Consider the following 21,806-nt stretch of genomic DNA (forward strand, 5'->3'; position numbering starts at 1 on the left):
GTCCGGTCGCGTGCAAACCCCAGGACCGGGCACGACGACAGGTCGTTCACAAGACACCACGGTCACTGATCATTCGAGTCAGCCGCACCCGACCCCAGGACCACAAAGCATCTCACTGTGATCATTCCGGACCGGGGAACGGGCGCGCGGCTGACTGTGGCCGCCGCGGCCCGGCTCAGGACGCCTGGCTCTGCGCCCGCTTGGCGTAGACCCCCAGGCCACGCTCGGCCGCCACACCGAACGCGTCGCCGCCCTTGGCGCGGCGGTCGTCGGTGCCCCACTGCCGGTTCCGGGGCACCGGCATGAGCCGAGGAACGTGCTTGGAGCAGTGGATGTAGGCCTCGTCGACGTAGACGGCGACCCAGCGCTCCGGGCGCCGGCCGGGCACGTCGCCCTCGACCGGCTCGTCGGGGTGGCGCTCGGTGAACTCCGACGGCGACAGCAGTGCGGCCCGGCCGTTGACGTGCAAGCCGACGAGGTCGCGCACGAAGTCCATGAACAGCAGCCCGACGTGGGCGTTCTCGGTGATGTTGCCGGCGCTGGCCATGACGCCGTTGCCGCGGTACTCCGGCCAGGCCAGCGTGCTCGGGTCGAGCACCCGCGCGAAGCCCGGCGGCCCGGCGCGGAAGGTGACGTCGCACTCGCCGCCGGCGTCGGCCGTGCCGACGAACATCATCTCCATGCGCGCGACGAACTCGCGCATGTCGCCGTTCAGGTGGTCGGACATCTGCTCGCGATAGAACCGGTCAGCCCGTTCGCGGCTGCCGCTCGCCTCTTGCAGTGCGTGCTCGCCGGCCGATCCGGGCCGGTCGTGCGCAGCATGATCCATGTGTGGTCCTCCACGTCCCCCGCCCCCGGGTGCGTATGACCCACCATGATCGCCTACGCATCGCGGCCTCCGATACAGGAATGCCACAATTCGGTCACGCCGTGAGGGACGTCACGCGACGGTCACTGCGTGCGGCTGCGCTCGATCGCCTCGGCGATGCGCTTGATCCGCCGCAGCCGCGCGTCCCAGGTGGCGCCGACGGCGGACAGCTGCGCCACCGCGCGGGCGAGCTGGGCGTCGTCGACGCGGTAGACGCGCTCGCGGCCCGACGGCGTCGCGTGGACCAGGCCGACGCGGTCGAGGACGGCGAGGTGCTTGGCGACCGCCTGCCTGGTGACCGGCAGCTGCGCGCTCAGGCTGGTCGCCGTGCCGGAGCCCTCGGCGAGCAGCAGGTCGAGCATGCGCCGCCGGGTGGGGTCGCCCACCGCCGACCACAGGTCGTCGTCGACGGCGCTGCTCATCGCGGCACCAGCCCGCCCGCGTACGAGGCCAGCCGGGGCAGGAAGGCGTCCCAGCCGTTCTCGTGGTCGCGGTACTGCTCCTCGAGGACGGCGATCTCCCAGCCCTTCTCGCGAAAGCCCGTCTCCGTCAACAGCAGGAGGGTTCCCCCGCGCGACGGCGAGAGCTCGAACGTCACCAGCAGCGAGTTCCCCGGAGCGGCCGGCTCACCCTCGGGCGCCACCCAGCGGAAGGAGAACCGGCGGGGCGGGTCGGCGTCGACGACCGTCATGGTGGCGACGTGCTCGCGGTCACCCCAGACCAGCTCGCCGACGACCCCCGGGGCGGGCTCGCCGAGCGACGCCTCGTCGGCCCACCACTCCTCGATGTGCTCCGGGCGGCTGATGACCTCGAACACCACGTCGGGCGACGCGTCGATGTGGATCCGCCGTTCCAAAGTGCCGAATTCCATGCCGACAGCCCTTCCGCAACATTTGGTTGCAGTTAACGCTATCAGAACGACGCCACGTCGCGCTCCACGACGGGCCGGCCGTGCCGCCGGCAGCCGGCCGCGATCAGCCCGCCCACCTCATGCGTGCGCCGTCCCCACAGGCTCAGGGTGAGCCGGGACCCGCCGGCGAACCGGATCCGGATGACACAGCGCAGCACGAACGTGTCGGTGTGGTGGCCGACGCGGACCGACGCGAACGCGTCCCATGGCCACGCGACCACGCCGGCCGCCGTCGCGTGCACCAGGCCGTCCTCGCGGACCTCGACGTACTCGCCGGTCCCGGCCCGCAGCGCCCGTGCCAGCAGCCGCCCGCCGGGCCACGCCAGCGCCACGGCGACGACCCAGTGGACGACGCGGTCGGTGCCGCCCCCGGCGATGGTCATGGCCTCGACGGCGGACAGCACACCCCCGCCGGTGACGACGGCGCCCAGCAGCAGCCGCCAGCCGTTGCGCTCCTCGTGCCGCACGAGCACGCGTCCCAGCCCCGCGTCGTGGGTCATGGCCCGACTCCACCACCACCGGGTGAAGCCCCGGGTGACCCGCGGACGAGCAGTCGGAGAACTCCGTGTCCGGTTCCGGCCCGCGGCGCCGACGTCCCGGTCGGAGAGAGGAGAACACCATGACCATCACACCGAGGAACCCGACCCGGAGCCTGCTCACCGCCGGCATCGTCGCCGGCCCGCTGTTCCTGACGACCTGGCTGGTCCAGGTCCTGGTGCGCGACGGCTTCGACCCGCGCAAGCACACCCTCAGTTTGCTGGCGCTCGGCGACGGCGGCTGGGTGCAGATCGCGAACTTCGTGGTCACCGGCGCGTTGTTCGTCGCCTGCGCCGTGGGCCTGCGCCGCGGGGACGATCCGGGCACCCGCTGGGGCCCGCGCCTGGTCGCCCTGTTCGGCGTCGGGCTGATCACGGGCGGCGTCTTCGTCACCGACCCGGGCGCCGGGTTCCCGGCCGGCGCGCCCGCCGGGGCACCCGAGGAGATCACCGTCACCGGGATACTGCACAGCGCCGGCGCCGGCATGGCCCTGGTCAGCGGTATCGCGGCCATGATCGTCTACGCCCGCGCGTTCCGCCGCAGCGGCGACCGGAGGGCCGCCCGCGCGGTCACCGCCGCCGCCGTCGCCGCCGGCGCCGTCCTGATCTACCCGTCGCCCGACGGGGTGAGCCTGCGGCTGGTCGCCGCATCGGCCATCCTGTACGCGTTCGTCGCCGCCGTGGCGGCGCACGCGCGGGCCCGGGTCGCGTCGCCGGACTCCCCGGCGACGCCGTTCGAGAGGAGTGCACGATGAAGTACCTGATCCTGACCTACGGCACGCAGCGCGACTACGACCTGATGGGCGGCGCCGGCTCGGCGCTGACGCCCGCGGACTTCGCCCCCATGCACGACTTCATGGAGACGTTCACCCACGAGCTGACGGCGTCCGGCGAACTGGTCGACACCAGGGGTCTCGCCGCTCCGGTGCACACACGCCGGGTCCAGCTGCAGGCCGGCGTGCCGGTCGTCACCGAGGGCCCGTACGCCGAGACCCAGGAGGTCCTGGCCGGCTACTGGCTGGTCGAGGTCGCGAGCTTCGACCGCGCCACCGAGATCGCGGCCCGGCTGGCGGCCTGCCCCAGCCCCGGCGGCATCTTCGCCGATGCCGTCGCCGACATCCGCCCGATCGACGAGTACAGCGGCGGACCGGAGGTCTGACATGCCGGCCGTCGAGGACCTGCTGCGCGCGCTGGCGCCGCAGGTCCTCGGCGCGCTCGTGCGCCGCTACGGCCACTTCGACACCGCCGAGGACGCCGTCCAGGAGGCGCTGCTGGCGGCGGCCACGCAATGGCCCGCCAGCGGCGTGCCCGACAACCCGCGGGCCTGGCTCATCACCGTCGCCTCGCGCCGGCTCACCGATCTGCTCCGCAGCGACCAGGCCCGCCGCCGGCGCGAGGACACCGTCGCGCAGTGGACGATCGCGGAGGACCGCCTGGCCGAGGGCGCCGACCGCGAGCACCACGACGCCGACGACTCGCTGGTGCTGCTGTTCCTCTGCTGCCACCCGTCACTGACCACGGCGGGGCAGATCGCGCTCACGCTGCGCGCGGTCGGCGGCCTGACGACGGCGGAGGTGGCGCGGGCCTTCCTCGTCCCCGAGGACACCATGACCCGGCGGATCAGCCGGGCCAAGAGGACCATCAAGGAGAGCGGGCTGCCGTTCGCCGCGCCCGCCCCGGCCGACCGCGACGCGCGCCTGGCCGCCGTCCTGCACGTGCTCTACCTGATCTTCACCGAGGGCTACGCGGCCACCTCCGGCCCGCGCCTGGCCCGCACCGACCTCTCCGGCGAGGCGATCCGGCTGACCCGGCTGCTGCACACCCTGCTGCCGGACGGCGACACCGGCGGCGGCGAGGTCGCGGGTCTGCTCGCGTTGATGCTGCTCACCGACGCCCGCCGGCCGGCCCGCACCGGCCCGCACGGAGAGCTGGTGCCCATGGACGAGCAGGACCGCACGCTGTGGGACCGCGAGTTGATCGCCGAGGGCACGGCGCTGATCACGGCCGCGCTCCCCCGCGGCGCCACCGGCCCCTACCAGCTGCAGGCCGCCGTCGCCGCCGTCCATGACGAGGCGCCGACGGCCGACGCGACGGACTGGGCGCAGATCGAGGCGCTGTACGAACTGCTGCTGCGCATCGACGACGGCCCCGTGGTCGCGCTGAACCACGCGGTCGCCGTGGCCATGGCCCGCGGCCCGCTCGCCGGGCTGGCGCTGCTCACAGAGCTCGAGGCCGCCGGGAGGCTGAGCGGTGAAGGAACCGCCGGGCAGCGGCTGCACGCCGTCCGGGCGCACCTGCTGGAGCGGGCCGGCGACGCCGCCGGCGCCCGCGAGCACTACCGCGAGGCGGCCCGCCTCGCCACCAGCCTCCCGCTGCAGCGTTATCTGACCGGCCGAGCCGACCGAGTGGAATCAAACGACGCAAGCCGGGAACATTGAGACCAGACTCGCGGCGTAGCGAGCACTCCACCGAACACCGCGACGGAAGGCCCCTGAATGACGTCTGCCGAGTCGATGCCGCAGTGGCCCGGGGCGGCCTACCCCCTCGGCGCCACCTATGACGGCTCCGGCACCAACTTCGCGCTGTTCAGCGAGGTCGCCGACGGTGTCGAGCTGTGCCTGTTCGACCCTGACGGCACCGAGACCCGGTTACCGCTCACCGAGGTCGACGGCTTCGTGTGGCACACCTTCCTGCCCGGCGTCGAGCCCGGGCAGCGCTACGGCTTCCGCGTGCACGGGCCGAACGACCCGAAGCTCGGCCACCGCTGCAACCCGGCGAAGCTGCTGCTCGACCCGTACGCCAAGGCCATCGACGGCGCCTTCGAGTGGCACCAGGCGCTGTTCGGCTACGACTTCGGCGACCCCGACAGCCGCAACGACGACGACTCCGCCCCGCACATGCCGAAGTCGGTGGTCATCAACCCGTTCTTCGACTGGGGCACCGACCGCCCGCCGAGCCGCGAGTACGCCGAGACGGTCATCTACGAGGCGCACGTCAAGGGGCTCACGCAGACCCACCCGGACATCCCCGAGGACATCCGGGGCACGTACGCCGCCATCGCGCACCCCGTCGTCATCGACCACTTGACGTCGCTCGGCGTCACGACGCTCGAGCTCATGCCGGTGCACCACTTCGCCAACGACGCCACGCTCATGGAGAAGGGCCTGTCGAACTACTGGGGCTACAACTCCATCGGGTTCTTCGCGCCCGACCCCAAGTACAGCTCCGGCGCCACGCCGGGGTCGCAGGTGGGCGAGTTCAAGGCGATGGTCCGGGCGCTGCACGACGCCGGCATCGAGGTCATCCTCGACGTCGTCTACAACCACACCGCCGAGGGCAACCACCTGGGCCCCACGCTGTCGTTCCGCGGCATCGACAACGCCGCCTACTACCGGCTGGTCGACGACGACAAGCGCTACTACCTCGACTACACCGGCACCGGGAACTCCCTCAACGTCGGCCACCCGCACACGCTGCAGCTGATCATGGACTCGCTGCGGTACTGGATCACCGAGATGCACGTCGACGGCTTCCGCTTCGACCTCGCCGCCACCCTGGCCCGCGAGTTCTACGACGTCGACCGGCTGTCGGCCTTCTTCGAGCTGGTGCAGCAGGACCCGACGGTCAGCCAGGCCAAGCTCATCGCCGAGCCGTGGGACCTCGGCCCCGGCGGCTACCAGGTGGGCAACTTCCCGCCGCAGTGGTCGGAGTGGAACGGCAAGTACCGCGACACCGTCCGCGACTTCTGGCGCGGCGAGCCGGCCACGCTGGGCGAGTTCGCCTCGCGCATCACCGGCTCGGCCGACCTCTACGAGCAGTCGACCCGGCGCCCGGTCGCGTCGATCAACTTCGTCACCGCGCACGACGGCTTCACCCTCCGCGACCTGGTCTCGTACGACCAGAAGCACAACGAGGCCAACCTCGAGGACAACGAGGACGGCGAGAACCACAACCGCTCGTGGAACTGCGGCGTCGAAGGGCCCACCGACGATCCCGAGGTCAACGCGGTCCGGGCGCGCCAGCAGCGCAACTTCCTCGCCACGCTGCTGCTGTCACAGGGCGTGCCGATGATCGGCCACGGCGACGAGCTCGGCCGCAGCCAGGACGGCAACAACAACGGGTTCTGCCAGGACAACGAGATCACCTGGGTCGACTGGGAGGCCGCCGATCGGCCGCTGCAGGAGTTCACCCGCGCCGTCACCGCACTGCGGGCGACGCACCCGGTGTTCCGGCGCCGGCGGTTCTTCGACGGCCGGCCCGTGCGCCGCCCCGGCGCCGTGGAACTGCCCGACATCGACTGGCTGCGGCCCGACGGCAGCCCGATGACCGAGGCCGACTGGGACGCCGGGTTCGGCCGGGCCATCGCGGTGTTCCTCAACGGCAACGGCATCGGCGAGGTCGACGCGCGCGGGGAGCGGGTGGTCGACGACTCCTTCCTGCTCTGCTTCAACGCCCATCACGAGCCGCTGGAGTTCACCCTGCCCGACGCCGAGTACGCCGCCGCCTGGGACACCGTCCTCGACACCGCCGACGACGACGCCGGTGACCGCGGCGGGCCTCGCGCCGAGGGCGCCGTCGTCACCGTCCAGGCCCGGTCGCTGCTGGTGCTGCGGGCGCCGCGGAACGCGACCACATGACGACGCCGGTCTCGACGTACCGGCTGCAGCTCAGCGACGTGTTCCCGGTCGCCGGGGCGGCCGAGCTGACGGCGTACCTGCGCGACCTCGGCGCCGGCGCGGTGTACTGCTCTCCCCTGCTGCGGGCGACGACGGGGTCGGCGCACGGCTACGACGTGGTCGACCCCCGGGTCATGGACGACTCGCGGGGTGGTGAGGCCGGCTGGCGCACGCTGCTCGCGGCGGCTCGCGAGCACGGCCTGGCCGTCGTCGTCGACATCGTCCCGAACCACCAGGGCGTCGGCGACCCGTCGCAGAACCCGGCCTGGCACGACCTGCTGACGCACGGCCCGGCGTCGGCGTACGCGCGCTGGTTCGACGTCGACTGGGCGGCGGGACGGCTGCTGCTGCCGGTGCTGGACAAGCCGGGCGGGTTCGAGCTGGACGGCGACGGCGCCGCCCTGGTCGTGGGTGAGCTGCGGTTCCCGCTGGCGCCCGGCACCGGGCCGCGGCCTGGCGAGACCGCCGCCGACGTGCACGATCGCCAGTTCTACGAGCTCGCCGACGCGAGCCGGGCCGACGACGACCTCACCTACCGGCGGTTCTTCGCGGTCACCTCGCTGGCCGGGGTGCGGGTCGAGGACCCGGAGGTCGCGGCGGCCACGCACGAGCGGATCCTGCGCTGGGTGAGTGACGACGGCGTCGACGGCCTGCGGGTCGACCACCCGGACGGGCTGGCCGACCCCGGCGGCTACCTGCGCTGGCTGCGCTCGCAGGTGCCGGACGTGTGGCTGGTGGTCGAGAAGATCCTCGAGCCGGCCACCGACGAGCACCTGCCGGCGGACTGGCCGGTCGACGGCACGACGGGTTACGACGCGCTCGCCGAGGTCGGCCCGCTGTTCGTCGACCCGGCGGCGGAGCCGGCGTTCGACCGGCTCTACCGCGAGGTCACCGGCGACGACCTCGACTTCGCCGACCACGTCCTGATCGGCAAGCGGGCCGTCGCGACGACCATCCTGCGCTCGGAGTTCCATCGCATGGCCCGGCTGGCGCCATCGGTCCCGGACGCGGTGGCGGCGCTGACCGAGCTGGCGTCGGCGTTCCCGGTCTACCGTTCCTACCTGCCCGAGCACGGCGCGGCGGACCTCGGGACCGCGTTCACCGCCGCCCGGCGCCGCCGTCCCCGGCTGGCCGCCGCGTTCGACGCGCTCGAGCCGCGGCTCCGCGACGGCGCCGACGAGCTGTCCGTCAGGTTCCAGCAGGTCACCGGCGCCGTCACCGCCAAGGGCGTCGAGGACACCGCCTACTACCGCTACGCCCGGTTCGTCGCGCTCAACGAGGTCGGCGGCGACCCGGCCGCGTTCGGCCTCGGCCTCGACGACTTCCACGCCGCCCAGCAGCGGCGGCAGCAGCGGGCGCCGTCGTCGATGACGACGCTGTCCACCCACGACACCAAGCGCGGCGAAGACGTGCGTGCCCGGCTGGCGGTGCTGGCCGAGATCCCGGACGAGTGGGAGCGGCTGGTCCGGCGGCTGGCGGCCGAGGCGCCGATGCCCGACCGCCCCATGGCGTACCTGCTCTGGCAGACGGTGGCCGGCTTCGGCCTCGACCAGCCCGAACGCCTGCACGCCTACGCGGAGAAGGCGATGCGCGAGGCGGCGACGTTCACCGGCTGGGCCGACCCCGACGAGGAGCTCGAAGCCGCGGTCCACGCCGCCCTCGACGCGCTGGCCGACCGGCCGGACCTGCGGTCGGCGGTCGACGCGTTCATCGAGCGCATCCGGCCGTTCGGGTGGAGCAATGCGCTGGGCCAGAAGCTCGTGCAGCTCACCATGCCCGGCGTGCCCGACGTCTACCAGGGCACCGAGGGCTGGGACGACTCCCTGGTCGACCCCGACAACCGCCGCCCGGTCGACTTCGCCCGGCTGCGCGCGCTGCTGGCGGACCTCGACGGCGCCGGCGCGCCTCCGCCCGTCGACGCGTCCGGCGCGGCCAAGCTCTGGGTGGTCTCGCGGGCGCTGCGGCTGCGGCGCGACCGGCCGGCGCTGTTCACGGCGTACCGGCGGGTCCCGGTGCGCGGCCCGGCGGCGGACCACGCGATCGCCTTCGACCGCGGCGGCGCGATCACCGTGGCGACGCGCCTGCCGGTGCGGCTGGCGTCGAACGGAGGCTGGGCCGACACCGTCGCCGACCTGCCGCACGGCCGCACCGACGTGCTCACCGGCCGCCGATTCGACGGCGGCAAAGTGCCGCTGGCCGGCCTGCTCGCCCACTACCCCGTCGCGCTGCTGGCACCCGAGCCGCCATGACGACGTTCACGCTGTGGGCGCCGTCCGCCCGGCGGGTCGCGCTGCGCGCGGGCGGACGCAACGCGACGGCGGTCCGCGCGTCCGGCGGCTGGTGGACGGCGCACGCGCCGGCCCCGCCGGGCACCGACTACGGCTGGCTGCTCGACGACTCCCCCGACGTCCTGCCCGACCCGCGGGCCGCCTGGCTGCCGCACGGCGTCGACGGCCGGGCCCGCGTCTACGACCACGCGGCCTTCCGGTGGACCGACGGCGCCTGGGCCGGCCGCCCGCTGGCCGGCGGCGTCCTCTACGAGCTGCACATCGGCACCTTCTCGCCGTCCGGGACCTTCGACGGCGCCGTCGAGCGGCTGGACCACCTCGTCGGCCTCGGCGTCACGCACGTCGAGGTGCTGCCCGTCAACGCCGTCGACGGCGTCTGGAACTGGGGGTACGACGGCGTCGGCTGGTACGCCGTGCACGAGCCGCTCGGCGGGCCCGACGGCTTCAAGCGATTCGTCGACGCCTGCCACGCCCGCGGCCTCGCCGTCGTGCTGGACGTCGTCTACAACCACCTCGGGCCCAGCGGCAACCACCTGCCGAAGTTCGGGCCGTACCTCACCGACGGCGCCGGCACCGCGTGGGGCGACGTCGTCAACCTCGGCGAGCCCGCGGTGCGCCGGTTCATCGTCGAGAACGCGCTGATGTGGCTGCGCGACTACCACCTCGACGGGCTGCGGCTCGACGCCGTCCACGCGCTGTCCGACCCGCTCGCCGGGCACGGGCACCCGCACATCCTGGCCGAGCTGTCCGCGGCCGTCGAGCGGCTCGCCGGCGAGCTGGGCCGGCCGCTGCCGCTGATCGCGGAGTCCGACCTCAACGACCCCGTCATGATCGAGCCGCGCGACCGCGGCGGCCACGGCATGGACGCGCAGTGGGACGACGACGTGCACCACGCCCTGCATGCGCTGCTCACCGGCGAGCGGCAGGGCTACTACGCCGACTTCGGCTCGCTGGCCGTGCTGTCGAAGGTGGTCCGCGACGCGTTCCTGCACGACGGCGGCTTCTCGTCGTTCCGCGGCCGCCCGCACGGCCGCCCCGTCGACCGGGCCCGCACGCCCGGGCACCGGTTCGTCGTCTGCCTGCAGAACCACGACCAGGTCGGCAACCGCGCCGCCGGCGAGCGGCTCACCGAGCTGGTGTCCCCCGCCCGCCTGCGGGTCGGCGCCGTCCTGCTGCTGTCGCTGCCGTTCACGCCGATGCTCTGGATGGGCGAGGAGTGGGGTGCGTCGACGCGGTGGCCGTTCTTCACCTCGCACCTGGACCCGGTCATCGCCGCCGCCGTCGGCCCGGGCCGGCTCGAGGAGTTCCGCAAGCACGGCTGGGACACCTCGGCGATGATCGACCCGCAGGACCCGGCCGCCTACCGGACCGCCCAGCTGGACTGGTCCGAGCCCGGGCGGCCCGGCCACGCCGAGCTGCTGGACCTCTACCGGCGGATGATCGCGCTGCGGGCCGCCGAGCCGGACCTGCGCGACGGCGACCTCACCGCCGTCGCGTCCGGGTTCGACGAGGCGGCCGCCTGGTTCGTGCTGCACCGCGGCTCGCTGCGCGTGGTCGTCAACCTCGCCGACCGGGCGCAGCCGGTGCCGCTGTCCGGGGCCGGCGGCGGTGACCTCCTGCTGGCCACGGGTCCGGCGGCGGTCGCGGCCGACGGCGGCAGCGTCGAGCTGGGCGCCGAGACGGCCGCCGTGGTCAGGATCCGGTAGGGGCGTCTGATGGATCTTGGTGGATGCGGGCGGCGTCCAGTCGTCGGTCCAGCAAGGCGGAGGAGGAGGTCGATGCGGAGCCATCGAGCGACGACGACACCGCAGCTGGTCGGCGTCTGGGCGTCGATCCGCGCCGCCGAAGATTCATCAGCCACCCCCTAGCCAGCTCCGCAGCGTGACGGCGTCGCGCACCAGCGCCTCGGGGTCGTCGTCCTGGACGAACTCGAGCAAGGCGTACCGCTCGGCGCCGGCCTCGGCGGACGCGCCGGCGACGGTGCCGAGCACCGGCTGCCACAGCGGTGCGCCGTCGGCCAGCGCCAGCCGGACGCCGTCGGCGGTCCAGCTGAACACGTGCACGGTGACCAGACCCGGCAGCAGCGCGCCGGCCTCGTGGACGGCTTCGGCCGGGCCGAGACCGAGCCGAGGCTGCCAGTACGGCCGCAGCCCCGGGTGGCCGACCTCGGCGTAGAGCGCCAGCGCGGAGTCGAGCGTGTCGGTGAGCGTGCCCGGGTGGTGCTCGACGGCGATCTCGACGCCCTCGCCCGCGGCCAGCTCGGTGATGCGGCGCACGTCGCCGACGACCCCGGCCCGCTGCTGCGTCGTCAGGTCCGCCGATCCCGCCGCGCCGGCCCAGATGCGGATGCGCGGCGCGCCGAGGGCCACCGCGGTCCGGAGCACCGCGTCGAAGTCGGCCGGGGCGTGGTCGCCGGCCCGGTAGTACGAGCCGTACGCCGCGACGCGGACGCCGTGGTCGGCCGTCGCCGCCGCCGTGCGCTTCGCCGCCGCGACGTCGCCGACCGGCACGTGCACGTCGCCACCCCACTCGACCGCCTCGAGCCCGGTCCGCCGCAGCAGCGCCAGGATCTCGCCGACGCCCAGTTGCCGGAACGTGATCGACACCAGGCCGGGGACCACGCTCATGCCTGCACCACCAGCTCGGCCCGGTGCACCCGGTGCCGCAGCGGCTCGCCCCGGACCAGCCGGTCCAGCTCGTCGAGGGCCAGCGCGGCGAGCCGGCGGCACTCGCTGCCCATGGCGCCGGCGATGTGCGGGGTCAGGACGACGTTGGGCAGCCGGTAGAGCGGTGAGTCCGGTGGCAGCGGCTCCGGGTCGGTGACGTCGAGGAGGGCGTGCAGCCGGCCCCGCTCGCACTCGCCGGTGAGGGCAGCGTGGTCGACGAGCGCGCCGCGGGCGGTGTTGATCAGGGTGGCACCGTCCTTCATCAGGGCACATCGACGGGCGTCGATGAGGTGGTGGGTCGCCGGCAGCGCCGGCGCGTGCAGCGTGACGACGTGGGCCCGCCGGACGAGGTCGTCGAGCTCCACGAGCTCGGCGCCGGCCGCGGCCACCGCGGCGGCGTCGGCATACGGGTCGGCCACCAGCACCGTCAGGTCGAACGGCTGGAGCAGGCCGGCGACCCGCCGGCCGATGCGCGAGAACCCGACGACGCCGACGGTGCGGCGGTAGTTCGACGCTTCGCCGGCCGCGCCCGCCACGCCGTCGCGCCAGGCCAGCTCGCCGGGATGGGCGCGGAAGCCGGCCGCGAACGCGTGCGCCCGCTTGCCCGCGGCCAGGATCGCGGCCAGCGTGAACTCCGCCACCGGGACGGCGTTGGCATCGGCCGCCGTCGTGACGGCCAGCCCGCGGTCCCAGCAGGCGTCGGTGACGTGGTGCTTCACGCTGCCGGCGGCGTGCAGGACGGCCCGCAGCCGCGGCGCGTCGCCGAGCACCGCGGCGTCGAGCGGCGGGCAGCCCCACGAGGTCAGCAGCACGTCGGTGCGCCCGAGCGCGGCCCGGACGCCCGGCGAGCCGAAGCTTTCCACCGGCCCCGGCAGGACCAGCTCCGCGAGCGCATCGAGCCGCGACCGGAGCTCGTCGTCGAACAGGTCGCGGTACGCGGTGTCGGCCATGACCAGCATGACCCGGACCCGCTCGTCCGCCATCGGCAACTCCCTCGTCGGATTCGGCTCGGCGTCCAGGTTAAGCGCTTGCTTGAAGGCCCCGTCATTCGGATCGATCATCCACATGCCAACGACTGATCATATTTCCGAGTCGAGCAGGCCGATGCGCCACGCCCTCGTCCTGCCCCGCAGACGGTGATGGAGCTGGCGCGGTACGGCCAGTCGAGACCACCGGCTCGACGGCGTACGTCGACGCCACCGCGATCACCTACTGCGCGGGCCTGGACCGCGATCTCGTCCGCCGGCCGGTCAGCATCACGGTGAGCTAGGACGCGTTGCCGGCCCGCAACCAGGCCACGTAGTCGGCGACGCCCCGCTCGACGTCGTACTCCGGCGCGAACCCGGTGCCGGCGCGGAGCCGGGAGACGTCGAGGAACGGGTCGCGCTCCGGCGCGCCCGGCGACCGGCCCGGCTTCAGCTCCACCTCGGTGCCCGGGACGGCGGCCGCGATCGCGTCGGCGAATTCACGGTGTGTCGCCGGCTCGCCGCTGGACACGTTGTAGGTGTCGTGCGCCAGCCGGTCGGCGGTCATGAGCAGCGCGATCGCCCGGCCGCAGTCCTTGACGTAGACGCGGTCGCCGCCGTCGTCGGCGTACGGCGGCTCGGCCAGCGCCGGAGTGACGCCCTGGACGGCGGCCCGGACCCACCACGGGATCGGGAGGAACGGCGACTCCGGATGGCCCAGCGGCCCCCACACCGAGCCGATCCGCAGGTTCACCGCGTCGAACCCGGACTGCCGCGCGGTCAGGTTGGTGAAGACCTCGGCACCCAGCTTGAACGCCGGGATCTGGTGGATCGGGACGTTCAGTGCGAGGCCCAGTCCCTCGTGCCAGGGGCCCGGCTCGTTGCCCGCGTACGAGCCGATGCTGCTCGCGACCGCGAACCGCGTGACGCCCCACTCCTGCGCCCCCTGCAGCACGTTGAGCAGCCCGGCGGTGTTGGCGCGCAGGAACGCGACCGGGTCGGTGACCTCGAGCCCGGCGGCGGCCAGGTGCACGACGCCGCCGATCGCGTGCTCGCGCCCGATCGCCAGGACGGCGGCGGTGTCGGTGACGTCGACATCGGCGACGGCGACCCGGTCCGGCCCGTAACCCGCGAGGAACGACGGCAGCGGCGTGGGCCGGCGCCGGGTCAGCACCACCGAGCCGCCCAGGTCGAGCAGCGCCCGCGCGGTGTGCGCGCCGATCGAGCCGAGGCCGCCCGTGACGAGCACCCGCCCGGTCATCGCGGCACCCGGAAGGTCAGGTGGGTGACGCCGGGCGCCTCGACGACGCGGACCCGCTCCAGCTCCCGGGCCTCGGACAGCGCGTGGAAGTACGGCGTCCCGCCGCCGAGCAGGATCGGCACCTGGTGCAGCGTCACCTCGTCGAGCAGCCCGGCCCGCAACGCGGCCGCCGTCACGCCCGTGCCCATGACCGCGACGTCGCGGTCCCCGGCGATCTCGGTGGCGCGTGCGACGGCCTCCTCGATGGTGCCGGCGACGGTCTGTGCGGCGGACGCCTCGGGAGCCGGGCGGTGGGTCAGGAGGAGCAGCGGCGCCGTCGGGTGCGGGCTGGCGCCGCCGAAGCCGCCGGAGTGGTCGTAGGTGGTGCGGCCGACGATCACCGCGCCGTCGCGGCTCGCGAGCGCGTCGAACACCTCGGCGCTCGGGGCCGACAGCGTGAAGCCGTCGAACACCCGGCTGGGGACGTCGCCGTCGAAGTACCAGTCGAACAGCCGCTGCCCGCCGCGGCCGAGCGCCTGCTCCGGGCTCGGGTCCGGGCCGGTGACGTAGCCGTCGACGGAGACGGACAGCGCGGCGATGACGCTCATCCGATCACCACCACCTGGACGTGCTCGGGCTCGATGGCGTAGACGACCCGGTCGACGCGCGGGCTGTAGGGCATGCCGATGTACGCGTCGGACATCCGGTCGATGATCTCCCAGGCGCGGTCGCCCTCGATCTTCTCCACGACGCGCCCGCGGACCAGCGCCGACGTGGCCGGCCGGTCCCGGTCCACCACCGAGACCGCCACCCGCGGGTCGCGCTCGAGGTTGCGGGCCTTGCGGGTGGCGTCCGAGGTCAGAATGGTCACGCGGTCGCCCTCGAGCCCGACCCACATGGGGACCGAGTGCGGCGAGCCGTCGGGCAGCAGCGTGGCGAGATGCGCGGGATGGCCGCCGCCCAGCAGGCGGCGGGCCTCGTCGGTCAGTTCGCTCATGCCGTCAGGCTAGGAGCGCCTCCGGCGGCGTTCTTGAACGAACCGGCCAACCCCGCCGCACGCAGCAGCGGCGCGTACGACGCGGAGTGGTCGTGCCCGCAGGCGCAGGTGTCCGCGGCACCGCGCAGGAACACCCGCGGCGTCACCCCTGTGAGCCGCACGCACTCGCGGGTCAGGTGCGCCTGGTCGGCGTAGCCGGTGTCGACGGCGAGCCGGGCCAGCCCGTCGCCCGACGGCTCGGTCCCCGTCGCCATGGCCGCCTGCGTCCGGGCGAGGAAGCCCTGGAACCGCAGGATGCGCTGCAGTGCCTTCGGTGCGATCCCGACGCCGGCCAGGCAGTGCCGCCGGAAACCGCGTTCGGAGACGTAAAGCTCGGTCCCGACGGCGCGCACCTCGGCCCCGCGCCAGGGCATCAGCCGCCTGGTCGCCTCGGCGATCAGCGGCTCGGGGGCGGTCGCGCCGGTGCGGACGGCGGCGGCCGCCACCAGGTCCTCCAGCGCGGCGACCGCGGCCTCGTCCGTCGTCGCGGCCGCCACCCGCTCGCCGGCCGCGGCTGCCGCCGTCCCCCACAGATCCGCGGCGTCGACCACCACCTCCGTGAGGTCCGCGACCGGCCGGCCCAGGACCGCCGCGGCGGCGCCCGGACGGAACCGCAGCCCGACGACCGTGGTGCCGGGCGCGAGCAGCTCGACGTGCGGGCCGGTCAGCGCGCCGGCGACCCGTGGCTCGTACCCCACGACGCAGCGCAGCTCGACACCGCCGGTGGGCAGGTGCCGCTGCGGGTAGGCCGGCGTCCCCGGCGGGATGCGCTGCACCCAGGTCGTCGTGACGAGGGCGGCCAGCCGCGGGGCCGGCGGCCGCTCGGTGTAGGTCTGGCCCGCCACGCATGCGAGTGTGACACCTCCGCCCGCCTCGTGGAAGACCGCCGGGCGGCGGCGCTCGGTGCAACAACACCCGTGGACGGTGGAATGGCACGCCGTTCCATCTTGGATACAGTCGGGCCGCCCACGCCGTGGATCGCACCAGGAGGCGCCTCATGAGCTGGTTCCGCCGCACGCCACGCACGCCCCGTCCACACCGATCGGCAGGCGGCCATTGGGGACTCGGGGCGCTCGCCCTGGCCCTGCTGGCCGTCGGCATCGTCATCGGGTCGGTGCTCACCCCCGGCTCGTCGGGGCCCGCCACGGCCGCGCCGCCGCAGCTCGTGGACGGCGCGCCCGGCGACGAGCCGTCGCTGTCGGCCGGCGCCATGTGGTACCCGTGGGCGCCCGGGCCGGGCGAGCTCGGCGCCAACCCTCGGGCCTTCTCGATCGACCACGTCATGGACGGCCGTACCGTCAAGAAGGTCGTGGCGTCCTGGAATCGCAACGAGGACAGCCCGAACGCGCCGCTGGTGAACACCCGCGCCGTCGGCGAGGAGAACGGGCAGATCTTCGTCCCGTACGAGGCGCTGCCGTCCGAGTACACCATGGCGGCGACGGTGCGACTGCGGGACGGTTCGGTGCTGACGAGCAGCTTCGTCCCGAAGTCCGTGACGCCACCGGCACCGACGCACCGCATCACCTTCCCGATGGCCCGCTCCACCGATCTCGCGACGTCGTGGACGACGTGGGACGCGCCGCTGATCGAGAACAAGTGGCGGCTGAACTGGTACCGCGTTCACCAGGACCTGATCGAGCTGGCCGACGGCACGCTCCTGCTCGGTGGCTACGGCCACGGCACCATCAACGGCGTCACCAAGGAGTACAGCCTGGTCTTCGAGTCCAGCGACGGCGGGCAGACGTTCCGGCAGCGCTCGGCGGTCAACGCCGGCTCGCAGTACGGCACCAACGAGCTCGGCATGGCGCGGACCAGTGACGGCCGGCTGATCGCCGTCATGCGCGGCTCTGAGACGGTGGCCCGGCCTCCGTCGATGCCGATGACCGTCTCGTTCTCCGGCGACGACGGACTGACCTGGGCGCCGCTGCAGCCGTACGTGCCGCCGGAGGGCATGCCGAACAACGGCATCATGCCGAAGATCGTCCTGCAGCCGAACGGCCAGCTGCTGCTGGCCTACGGGCGCCCGGACAACAACGTGGTGGTGTCGCGCGACGGCACCGGCCGGACCTGGGACGCCGGGCAGGTCGTGTTCTCGCGGCACCCCGGCGACGATCCGCTGCGCCGCTGGATGGGCAGCAGCGGCAACATGGACCTCGTCCCGCTGAGCAGCGGCGCGTCGCTGGCGTTCGGCGACACGTGCCACAACATCTGGTGGTGCCGCGAGTACGGGCACGACAACAAGGTGTGGACGCGCAAGGTCGACGCGGTGACGCCCGGCGTCGGCAAGGTCGACCTGGCCACCAAGGTGCAGGCCGGCACCGTCACGCTCTCGGGCACGGTGGTCGCGGCCGACGAGCGGTTCGCCGAGCAGCGCATCGAGGGCGCCGTCGACGGCAGCTCCGAGTACCGCGCGGCCGCCCGCCTGGCCGGTACCCCGTCGCTCACCGTCGAACTGGACCAGGTCTACACCCTGGAGCGGATCGGCCTGATGATGTCGCGCGGTGAGCCGAACAGCGCCCGCGTCCAGGTCTCCGAGGACGGTCGACGCTGGAGCCGGCCGGTCGTCGACACCGGCGTCCGCACCGACTACGCGATGACGTACACCGACATCGAGCCGGTGCGCGCGAAGTACGTCCGGATCAACCAGGGCTCCGGTGGCGCGCCGCTGACCGCCGTCACCGAGCTCGAGCTGTTCGCGGCCGACCTGCTGACGTTCGAGAACGACGCGGTCACCAGCGTGCCTCGCACACTGAAGGACACCCGGTACGCGTTCGTGGTCGACACGATCATCCCGGGCTTCGACCACTCGCGCGCCCACATGGCGCTGGTCGACGCCGACCAGGGGGCCCGGGCCGCCGCCACCTTCCCCGCGAGCCGGCCGGCCGGCACTCAGCACATCTCCTTCGGCTACGAGGGCTACGGGTACGGTAGCGGCGCGCTCTGGGACATCCTCGGCACGAACGCCGACGGCGAGGAGGTCACAGCGTTCCGGCTGCACTTCGCCCCCGACTGGACGGCGAACGCGATGAAGGTCCGCGCCTGGGACGGCGACTCGTGGGTCGACGTCGGCTCTGTCGGCCCGGTGCCCGCGAACCGGACGTGGATGTCCGTCACGATCGACAGCACGGGCTCGGAGACCACCGTGAGCCTGAACGGGACGGTCATGGGCACCACGTCGCTCGCGCTGGCCGACGTCGAGGAGTTCACCGGGTTCCGGGCCGAGACCGGCCTGCTTCCCGAGGACGTCGGCAACATGGAGCACTCGTACGACGACGTCCTGATCAGGCCGTTGGACTGAATCGTTGACCTTGCCCGTGGGGGAAGGCCTAGCGTTCGAGACGTGGAGGACACGGCGGACGCCAGGCGGTTGCCCATCGGGCAGGTGGCTCGGCTGGCCGGGGTCACCCCGAAGACGTTGCGGCACTACGACCGCCTCGGGGTGCTCCGGCCGGCCGCCGTCGACCCGGCGACGGGCTACCGCTGGTACCGGCCGGAGCAGGTCGAGCAGGTGCGGCTGGTCCGCCGGCTGCGCGAGTTCGAGCTGCCGCTGGAGGAGGTGCGCCGGCTGCTGGCGCTGGTCGACGACGGCGACGCCTTCCGGTCCGCGCTGGCCGATCACCGTCGCCGCATCGACGCCCGGGTCACCCGGCTGCGCGGCGTCCTCCACACCATCGACCACGCGCTGACCGACCCGGAGGGGATCGTCATGAGTCGTGCTGCTGCGGCCACGGACGCCGGTGCCGACCTGCACCGCCGCCTGGGCGCCGACCTGTTCAACGACACCTGGCGGCTGATGGAGCTCGAGGACCGCTCCCCCGCCGACGACGTGCTGATGATCCACCAGGCGCACGCGTCGGCCTACCACTGGCTGCAGGTCGGCACGCCCAGCAACGTCGCCCGCAGCCACTGGCTGTGCTCGCGGGTGTACTGCGTCGTCGGCCGGTCCGAGCCAGCGCTGTTCCACGCCCGGCTGGTGCTGTCGACCTGCCAGGACCACGGCATCGGCGACTGGGACCTGGCGTTCGCCTACGAGTCGCTGGCCCGTGCGTACGCCGTCGCCGGCGACCGCGACGAGGCGCGCCGGCACGCGGACCAGGCGCGCCTCGCCGCCGGTGACATCACCACCGACGAGGACCGTGAGCTGCTGCTCAGCGACCTCGAGACGATCCCCGGCGTCGAGGGCTAGCGTCGTGGCGTCCTAGACCCGGCGACTGACGCGCAGCAGGTACTCCTTCCGGTTCAGCGGGTCGTGGTCGGTGCGCGGCCGGTCCGGCGGGTCTGCGTGGACCGGCTGGTAGCGGTCGAACCGGGTCTCCAGGACGCCCTCACCGCGGGTCAGCGCCGGCAGCTGCTGCTGCAGGGCGTGCACGTGGGCGGCGGGGAGGTCGCCGTCGAGCACGTACCCGGTCCCGGCAGGCGCCGGCGCCGGCGTGCCGGGCACCGCCCGCAGCCGGGCCAGCGCCGGCAGCAGCTGGCCGAGGGTGTCGGCCGGGAGCTCCAGCTCGAACCGGTGGATCGGCTCGAGCACGCGCGTGCCGGCCCGGCGCAGCGCCGTCATCAGCACCAGCGGGGTGAGGCCGCGGAAGTCGCCGGCCGTGCTCGACATGCTCTTGTCGAACGTGGCGTGCATGTGGCTCTGCCGCGGCGCGTACTGCGACCGCGTCAGGACCACCCGGCAGTCCGGGACCTGCCAGCCGTGCAGGCCCTGGCGCAGCGTCTCGCGGGCGGTCTCGTCGATGGCCCGGATGAACGCCAGCGGCAGCGCCCCCAGCTCGATCTCCAGCTCGAACGTGACGCCGTCGCGCTCGGGCGCCGGCTCCAGCCGCAGGCCGATGCCGGCGAGGAACGGATTGCCGTCCTTCTTGATCAGCTCGACCGCATCTCCGGTCCCGATGAGCCGCTCGACGTGGATGGTCGTCGACTCGCGGAACTCGACCTCGATGCCGTACTCCTCGGCGAGCGTCGCCTGCACGACCTCCTTCTGCACCTCGCCGTAGAGCGACACCGACACCTCCTGCCGCAGGTCGTCCTGGCGCAGGTCGATGAGTGGGTCCTGCTCGGCCAGCTGCGCGAGCGCTGCGTGCAGGGCCCCCTTCTGGCGGGCCAGGCGCGGGACGACGACGGTCTCGAGGGTGGGCGGGGCGAAGTGGTGCCCGCCGCCGTTCTCCCGGCCGTCGCCGTCGTCCTCGCCGAGGTCGTCGCCGATGCGGACGCCGGCGAGACCCCACACCTTGGCGATCCGCCCGGCCGGCACCTCCGCCCGCGGGACCGTGCCGCCGTCGTCGAACACGCTGATCGCGGTGACTTTGCCGGCCGTGACCCGGTCGCGGGTGCGCAGGGCGCCGGCGACCATGCGGACGTAGGCGATCTTCTCCCCCGCGGGGCCGCGCTCGACCTTGAAGACGGTGCCGCGCGGCGGGCCGGGCGGGCCGGCCGTGCCGCCGCCGTCATCGGCTGTCGCCGTCGCCGTCGCCGTCGCCGTCGACGTCGACGTCGACGGGAGCAGCCGGGCGATCCCCGTCGTGAGCTCGTCGATGCCCGCGCCGGTGATGGCGGAGCCGGCGAACACCGGATGCACGCGGGCCTGCCGGGACTGCCGGGCCAGTGCGCGGCGCAGCCGCCGGTACGACACCGACGCCGGGTCCTCGACGTAGTCGGCGAAGAGCGCCTCGTCGCCGTCGGCCAGCACGTCGAGCAGCCGGGCCCGGAACCCGGCGTCGCGCTCGCGGAACGGGCGGAAGGCGGCGGCCTTGGTCCCCTGGTGCTCGGCCGTCCCCAGCGGGACGATCCGCGGGGTCAGCGTCGTGGCCAGCTGGTCGACGACGGCGTCGAGGTCGGCGCCGCCGCGGTCGAGCTTGTTGACGAAGATCAGGGTCGGGATGCGCAGTCGCCGCAGGGTCCGCATCAGCACGCGCGTCTGCGCCTGCACGCCCTCGACCGCCGACACGACCAGCACGGCACCGTCGAGCACGCTGAGGACCCGCTCCACCTCGGCGATGAAGTCGGGGTGGCCGGGGGTGTCGATGAGGTCGACGGTGGTGGCGTCGGAGCCCGCGCCGATGGTGAAGGCGACGACGGCGGACTTGATGGTGATGCCGCGCTGGCGCTCCAGGGCCAGCGAGTCGGTCTGTGTGCTCCCGGCGTCGACGCTCCCGATCTCGTCGATGACCCCGGCCGCGTACAGCAGCCGTTCGGTCAGACTGGTCTTACCGGCGTCGACATGCGCGAGGATTCCCAGGTTGAGCGTACGCAATGAGCCTCGAGTCCCTTGCTCGGACGACAGGTGTCGATGGGGTGGACCCGAAAGCTCGGCGCATGACCGCTCTCCCTTCTCGCTCGGACGTGTCCGCCCAGTCGACCACCTCCCGGCGCCGGGCGGCAACCGATTAATCGCGTGCGCCGACCCTGTCGGTGGCGGCTAGTAAGATCATTCGCATGTTCGATTTCGCTACTCCACCTGCGGTTGCGCCGGGCTTCGGTCCGGCGGAGGCCGGCGGCTGGGCGGAGCCGCCCGACCGGACCTGCCGCATGCCCGGCTGCCACCGCCCCGCCCGGGCCTACGACATCGACCACCTCGAGCCGTTCACCAACGGCGGCAGCACCTGCGCGGCCAACTGCCAC

The 21,806-nt window shown here is 73.6% G+C and carries 19 protein-coding genes; 8 read left to right on the top strand and 11 right to left on the bottom strand.

From position 1 onward, the window contains the following. Positions 1-175: 175 nt before the first annotated feature. From E1212_RS19545 to E1212_RS19560, 4 genes are all read right to left on the bottom strand, one after another. On the bottom strand, positions 176-829 hold the full coding sequence (locus E1212_RS19545; RefSeq protein ID WP_131985512.1) for a pyridoxamine 5'-phosphate oxidase family protein: 654 nt from the start codon (positions 827-829) through the stop codon (positions 176-178). 122 nt (positions 830-951) lie between these two features. Continuing rightward, positions 952-1,290 (bottom strand): ArsR/SmtB family transcription factor, encoded by a 339-nt coding sequence (locus tag E1212_RS19550; protein WP_131985514.1) that lies wholly within the window; start codon positions 1,288-1,290, stop codon positions 952-954. After that, entirely contained in the window at positions 1,287-1,739 is a 453-nt protein-coding gene (locus tag E1212_RS19555; RefSeq protein ID WP_131985516.1) for an SRPBCC family protein, read from the bottom strand. Before E1212_RS19555 ends, E1212_RS19550 begins: the two co-directional genes overlap by 4 nt. 41 nt (positions 1,740-1,780) lie before the next feature. Beyond that, positions 1,781-2,278, bottom strand: a complete 498-nt coding sequence (locus tag E1212_RS19560; protein ID WP_131985518.1) for a hypothetical protein — start codon at positions 2,276-2,278, stop codon at positions 1,781-1,783. 119 nt (positions 2,279-2,397) lie between these two features. Between E1212_RS19560 and E1212_RS19565 the strand changes: the two genes are divergently transcribed. The 6 genes from E1212_RS19565 to treZ are packed head-to-tail and all read left to right on the top strand — an operon-like array spanning position 2,398 to position 10,984. Further along, positions 2,398-3,069, top strand: a complete 672-nt coding sequence (locus E1212_RS19565; protein WP_131985520.1) for a DUF998 domain-containing protein — start codon at positions 2,398-2,400, stop codon at positions 3,067-3,069. Further along, positions 3,066-3,473 (top strand): YciI family protein, encoded by a 408-nt coding sequence (locus E1212_RS19570; RefSeq protein ID WP_131985522.1) that lies wholly within the window; start codon positions 3,066-3,068, stop codon positions 3,471-3,473. The genes E1212_RS19565 and E1212_RS19570 overlap by 4 nt, the downstream gene beginning before the upstream one ends. A gap of 1 nt (position 3,474) precedes the next feature. Beyond that, entirely contained in the window at positions 3,475-4,752 is a 1,278-nt protein-coding gene (locus tag E1212_RS19575; RefSeq protein WP_131985524.1) for an RNA polymerase sigma factor, read from the top strand. Positions 4,753-4,809: 57 nt separating this feature from the next. Next, complete coding sequence (glgX, locus tag E1212_RS19580) at positions 4,810-6,951, top strand: glycogen debranching protein GlgX (RefSeq protein WP_131985526.1); 2,142 nt, start codon at positions 4,810-4,812, stop codon at positions 6,949-6,951. Continuing rightward, on the top strand, positions 6,948-9,239 hold the full coding sequence (treY, locus tag E1212_RS19585) for a malto-oligosyltrehalose synthase (protein WP_131985528.1): 2,292 nt from the start codon (positions 6,948-6,950) through the stop codon (positions 9,237-9,239). The genes glgX and treY overlap by 4 nt, the downstream gene beginning before the upstream one ends. After that, on the top strand, positions 9,236-10,984 hold the full coding sequence (treZ, locus tag E1212_RS19590) for a malto-oligosyltrehalose trehalohydrolase (RefSeq protein WP_131985530.1): 1,749 nt from the start codon (positions 9,236-9,238) through the stop codon (positions 10,982-10,984). Before treY ends, treZ begins: the two co-directional genes overlap by 4 nt. 147 nt (positions 10,985-11,131) lie before the next feature. Here the strand turns inward: treZ and E1212_RS19595 are convergent, their stop codons facing one another. From E1212_RS19595 to E1212_RS19620, 6 genes are all read right to left on the bottom strand, one after another. Continuing rightward, complete coding sequence (locus tag E1212_RS19595; protein WP_131985532.1) at positions 11,132-11,905, bottom strand: sugar phosphate isomerase/epimerase family protein; 774 nt, start codon at positions 11,903-11,905, stop codon at positions 11,132-11,134. Then, on the bottom strand, positions 11,902-12,927 hold the full coding sequence (locus tag E1212_RS19600; RefSeq protein WP_131985534.1) for a hydroxyacid dehydrogenase: 1,026 nt from the start codon (positions 12,925-12,927) through the stop codon (positions 11,902-11,904). The genes E1212_RS19595 and E1212_RS19600 overlap by 4 nt, the downstream gene beginning before the upstream one ends. 283 nt (positions 12,928-13,210) lie before the next feature. Then, complete coding sequence (locus E1212_RS19605) at positions 13,211-14,170, bottom strand: NAD-dependent epimerase/dehydratase family protein (RefSeq protein ID WP_131985536.1); 960 nt, start codon at positions 14,168-14,170, stop codon at positions 13,211-13,213. Further along, positions 14,167-14,757 (bottom strand): dihydrofolate reductase family protein, encoded by a 591-nt coding sequence (locus E1212_RS19610; protein WP_131985538.1) that lies wholly within the window; start codon positions 14,755-14,757, stop codon positions 14,167-14,169. Before E1212_RS19610 ends, E1212_RS19605 begins: the two co-directional genes overlap by 4 nt. Continuing rightward, entirely contained in the window at positions 14,754-15,146 is a 393-nt protein-coding gene (locus tag E1212_RS19615; RefSeq protein ID WP_131985540.1) for a PPOX class F420-dependent oxidoreductase, read from the bottom strand. The genes E1212_RS19610 and E1212_RS19615 overlap by 4 nt, the downstream gene beginning before the upstream one ends. Further along, positions 15,143-16,030 carry a helix-turn-helix domain-containing protein gene (locus E1212_RS19620; RefSeq protein ID WP_131985542.1) on the bottom strand — a complete coding sequence of 296 codons (888 nt, stop codon included), beginning with the start codon at positions 16,028-16,030 and terminating at the stop codon, positions 15,143-15,145. Before E1212_RS19620 ends, E1212_RS19615 begins: the two co-directional genes overlap by 4 nt. Positions 16,031-16,182: 152 nt before the next feature. Between E1212_RS19620 and E1212_RS19625 the strand changes: the two genes are divergently transcribed. After that, positions 16,183-18,483: an exo-alpha-sialidase gene (locus tag E1212_RS19625; protein WP_131985544.1), complete on the top strand. Its 2,301-nt coding sequence runs from the start codon at positions 16,183-16,185 to the stop codon at positions 18,481-18,483. A 42-nt stretch (positions 18,484-18,525) separates the two neighbouring features. Then, a complete protein-coding gene (locus tag E1212_RS19630) occupies positions 18,526-19,371 on the top strand; it encodes a MerR family transcriptional regulator (RefSeq protein WP_162605550.1) in 846 nt (281 codons plus the stop codon). Positions 19,372-19,383: 12 nt separating this feature from the next. Here E1212_RS19630 and E1212_RS19635 read toward each other — a convergent pair whose 3' ends face one another. Beyond that, positions 19,384-21,438, bottom strand: a complete 2,055-nt coding sequence (locus tag E1212_RS19635; protein ID WP_131985548.1) for an elongation factor G — start codon at positions 21,436-21,438, stop codon at positions 19,384-19,386. Positions 21,439-21,806 lie beyond the last annotated feature (368 nt).

The sequence above is a fragment of the Jiangella ureilytica genome (assembly GCF_004348545.1).
GTDB lineage: Bacteria > Actinomycetota > Actinomycetes > Jiangellales > Jiangellaceae > Jiangella > Jiangella ureilytica.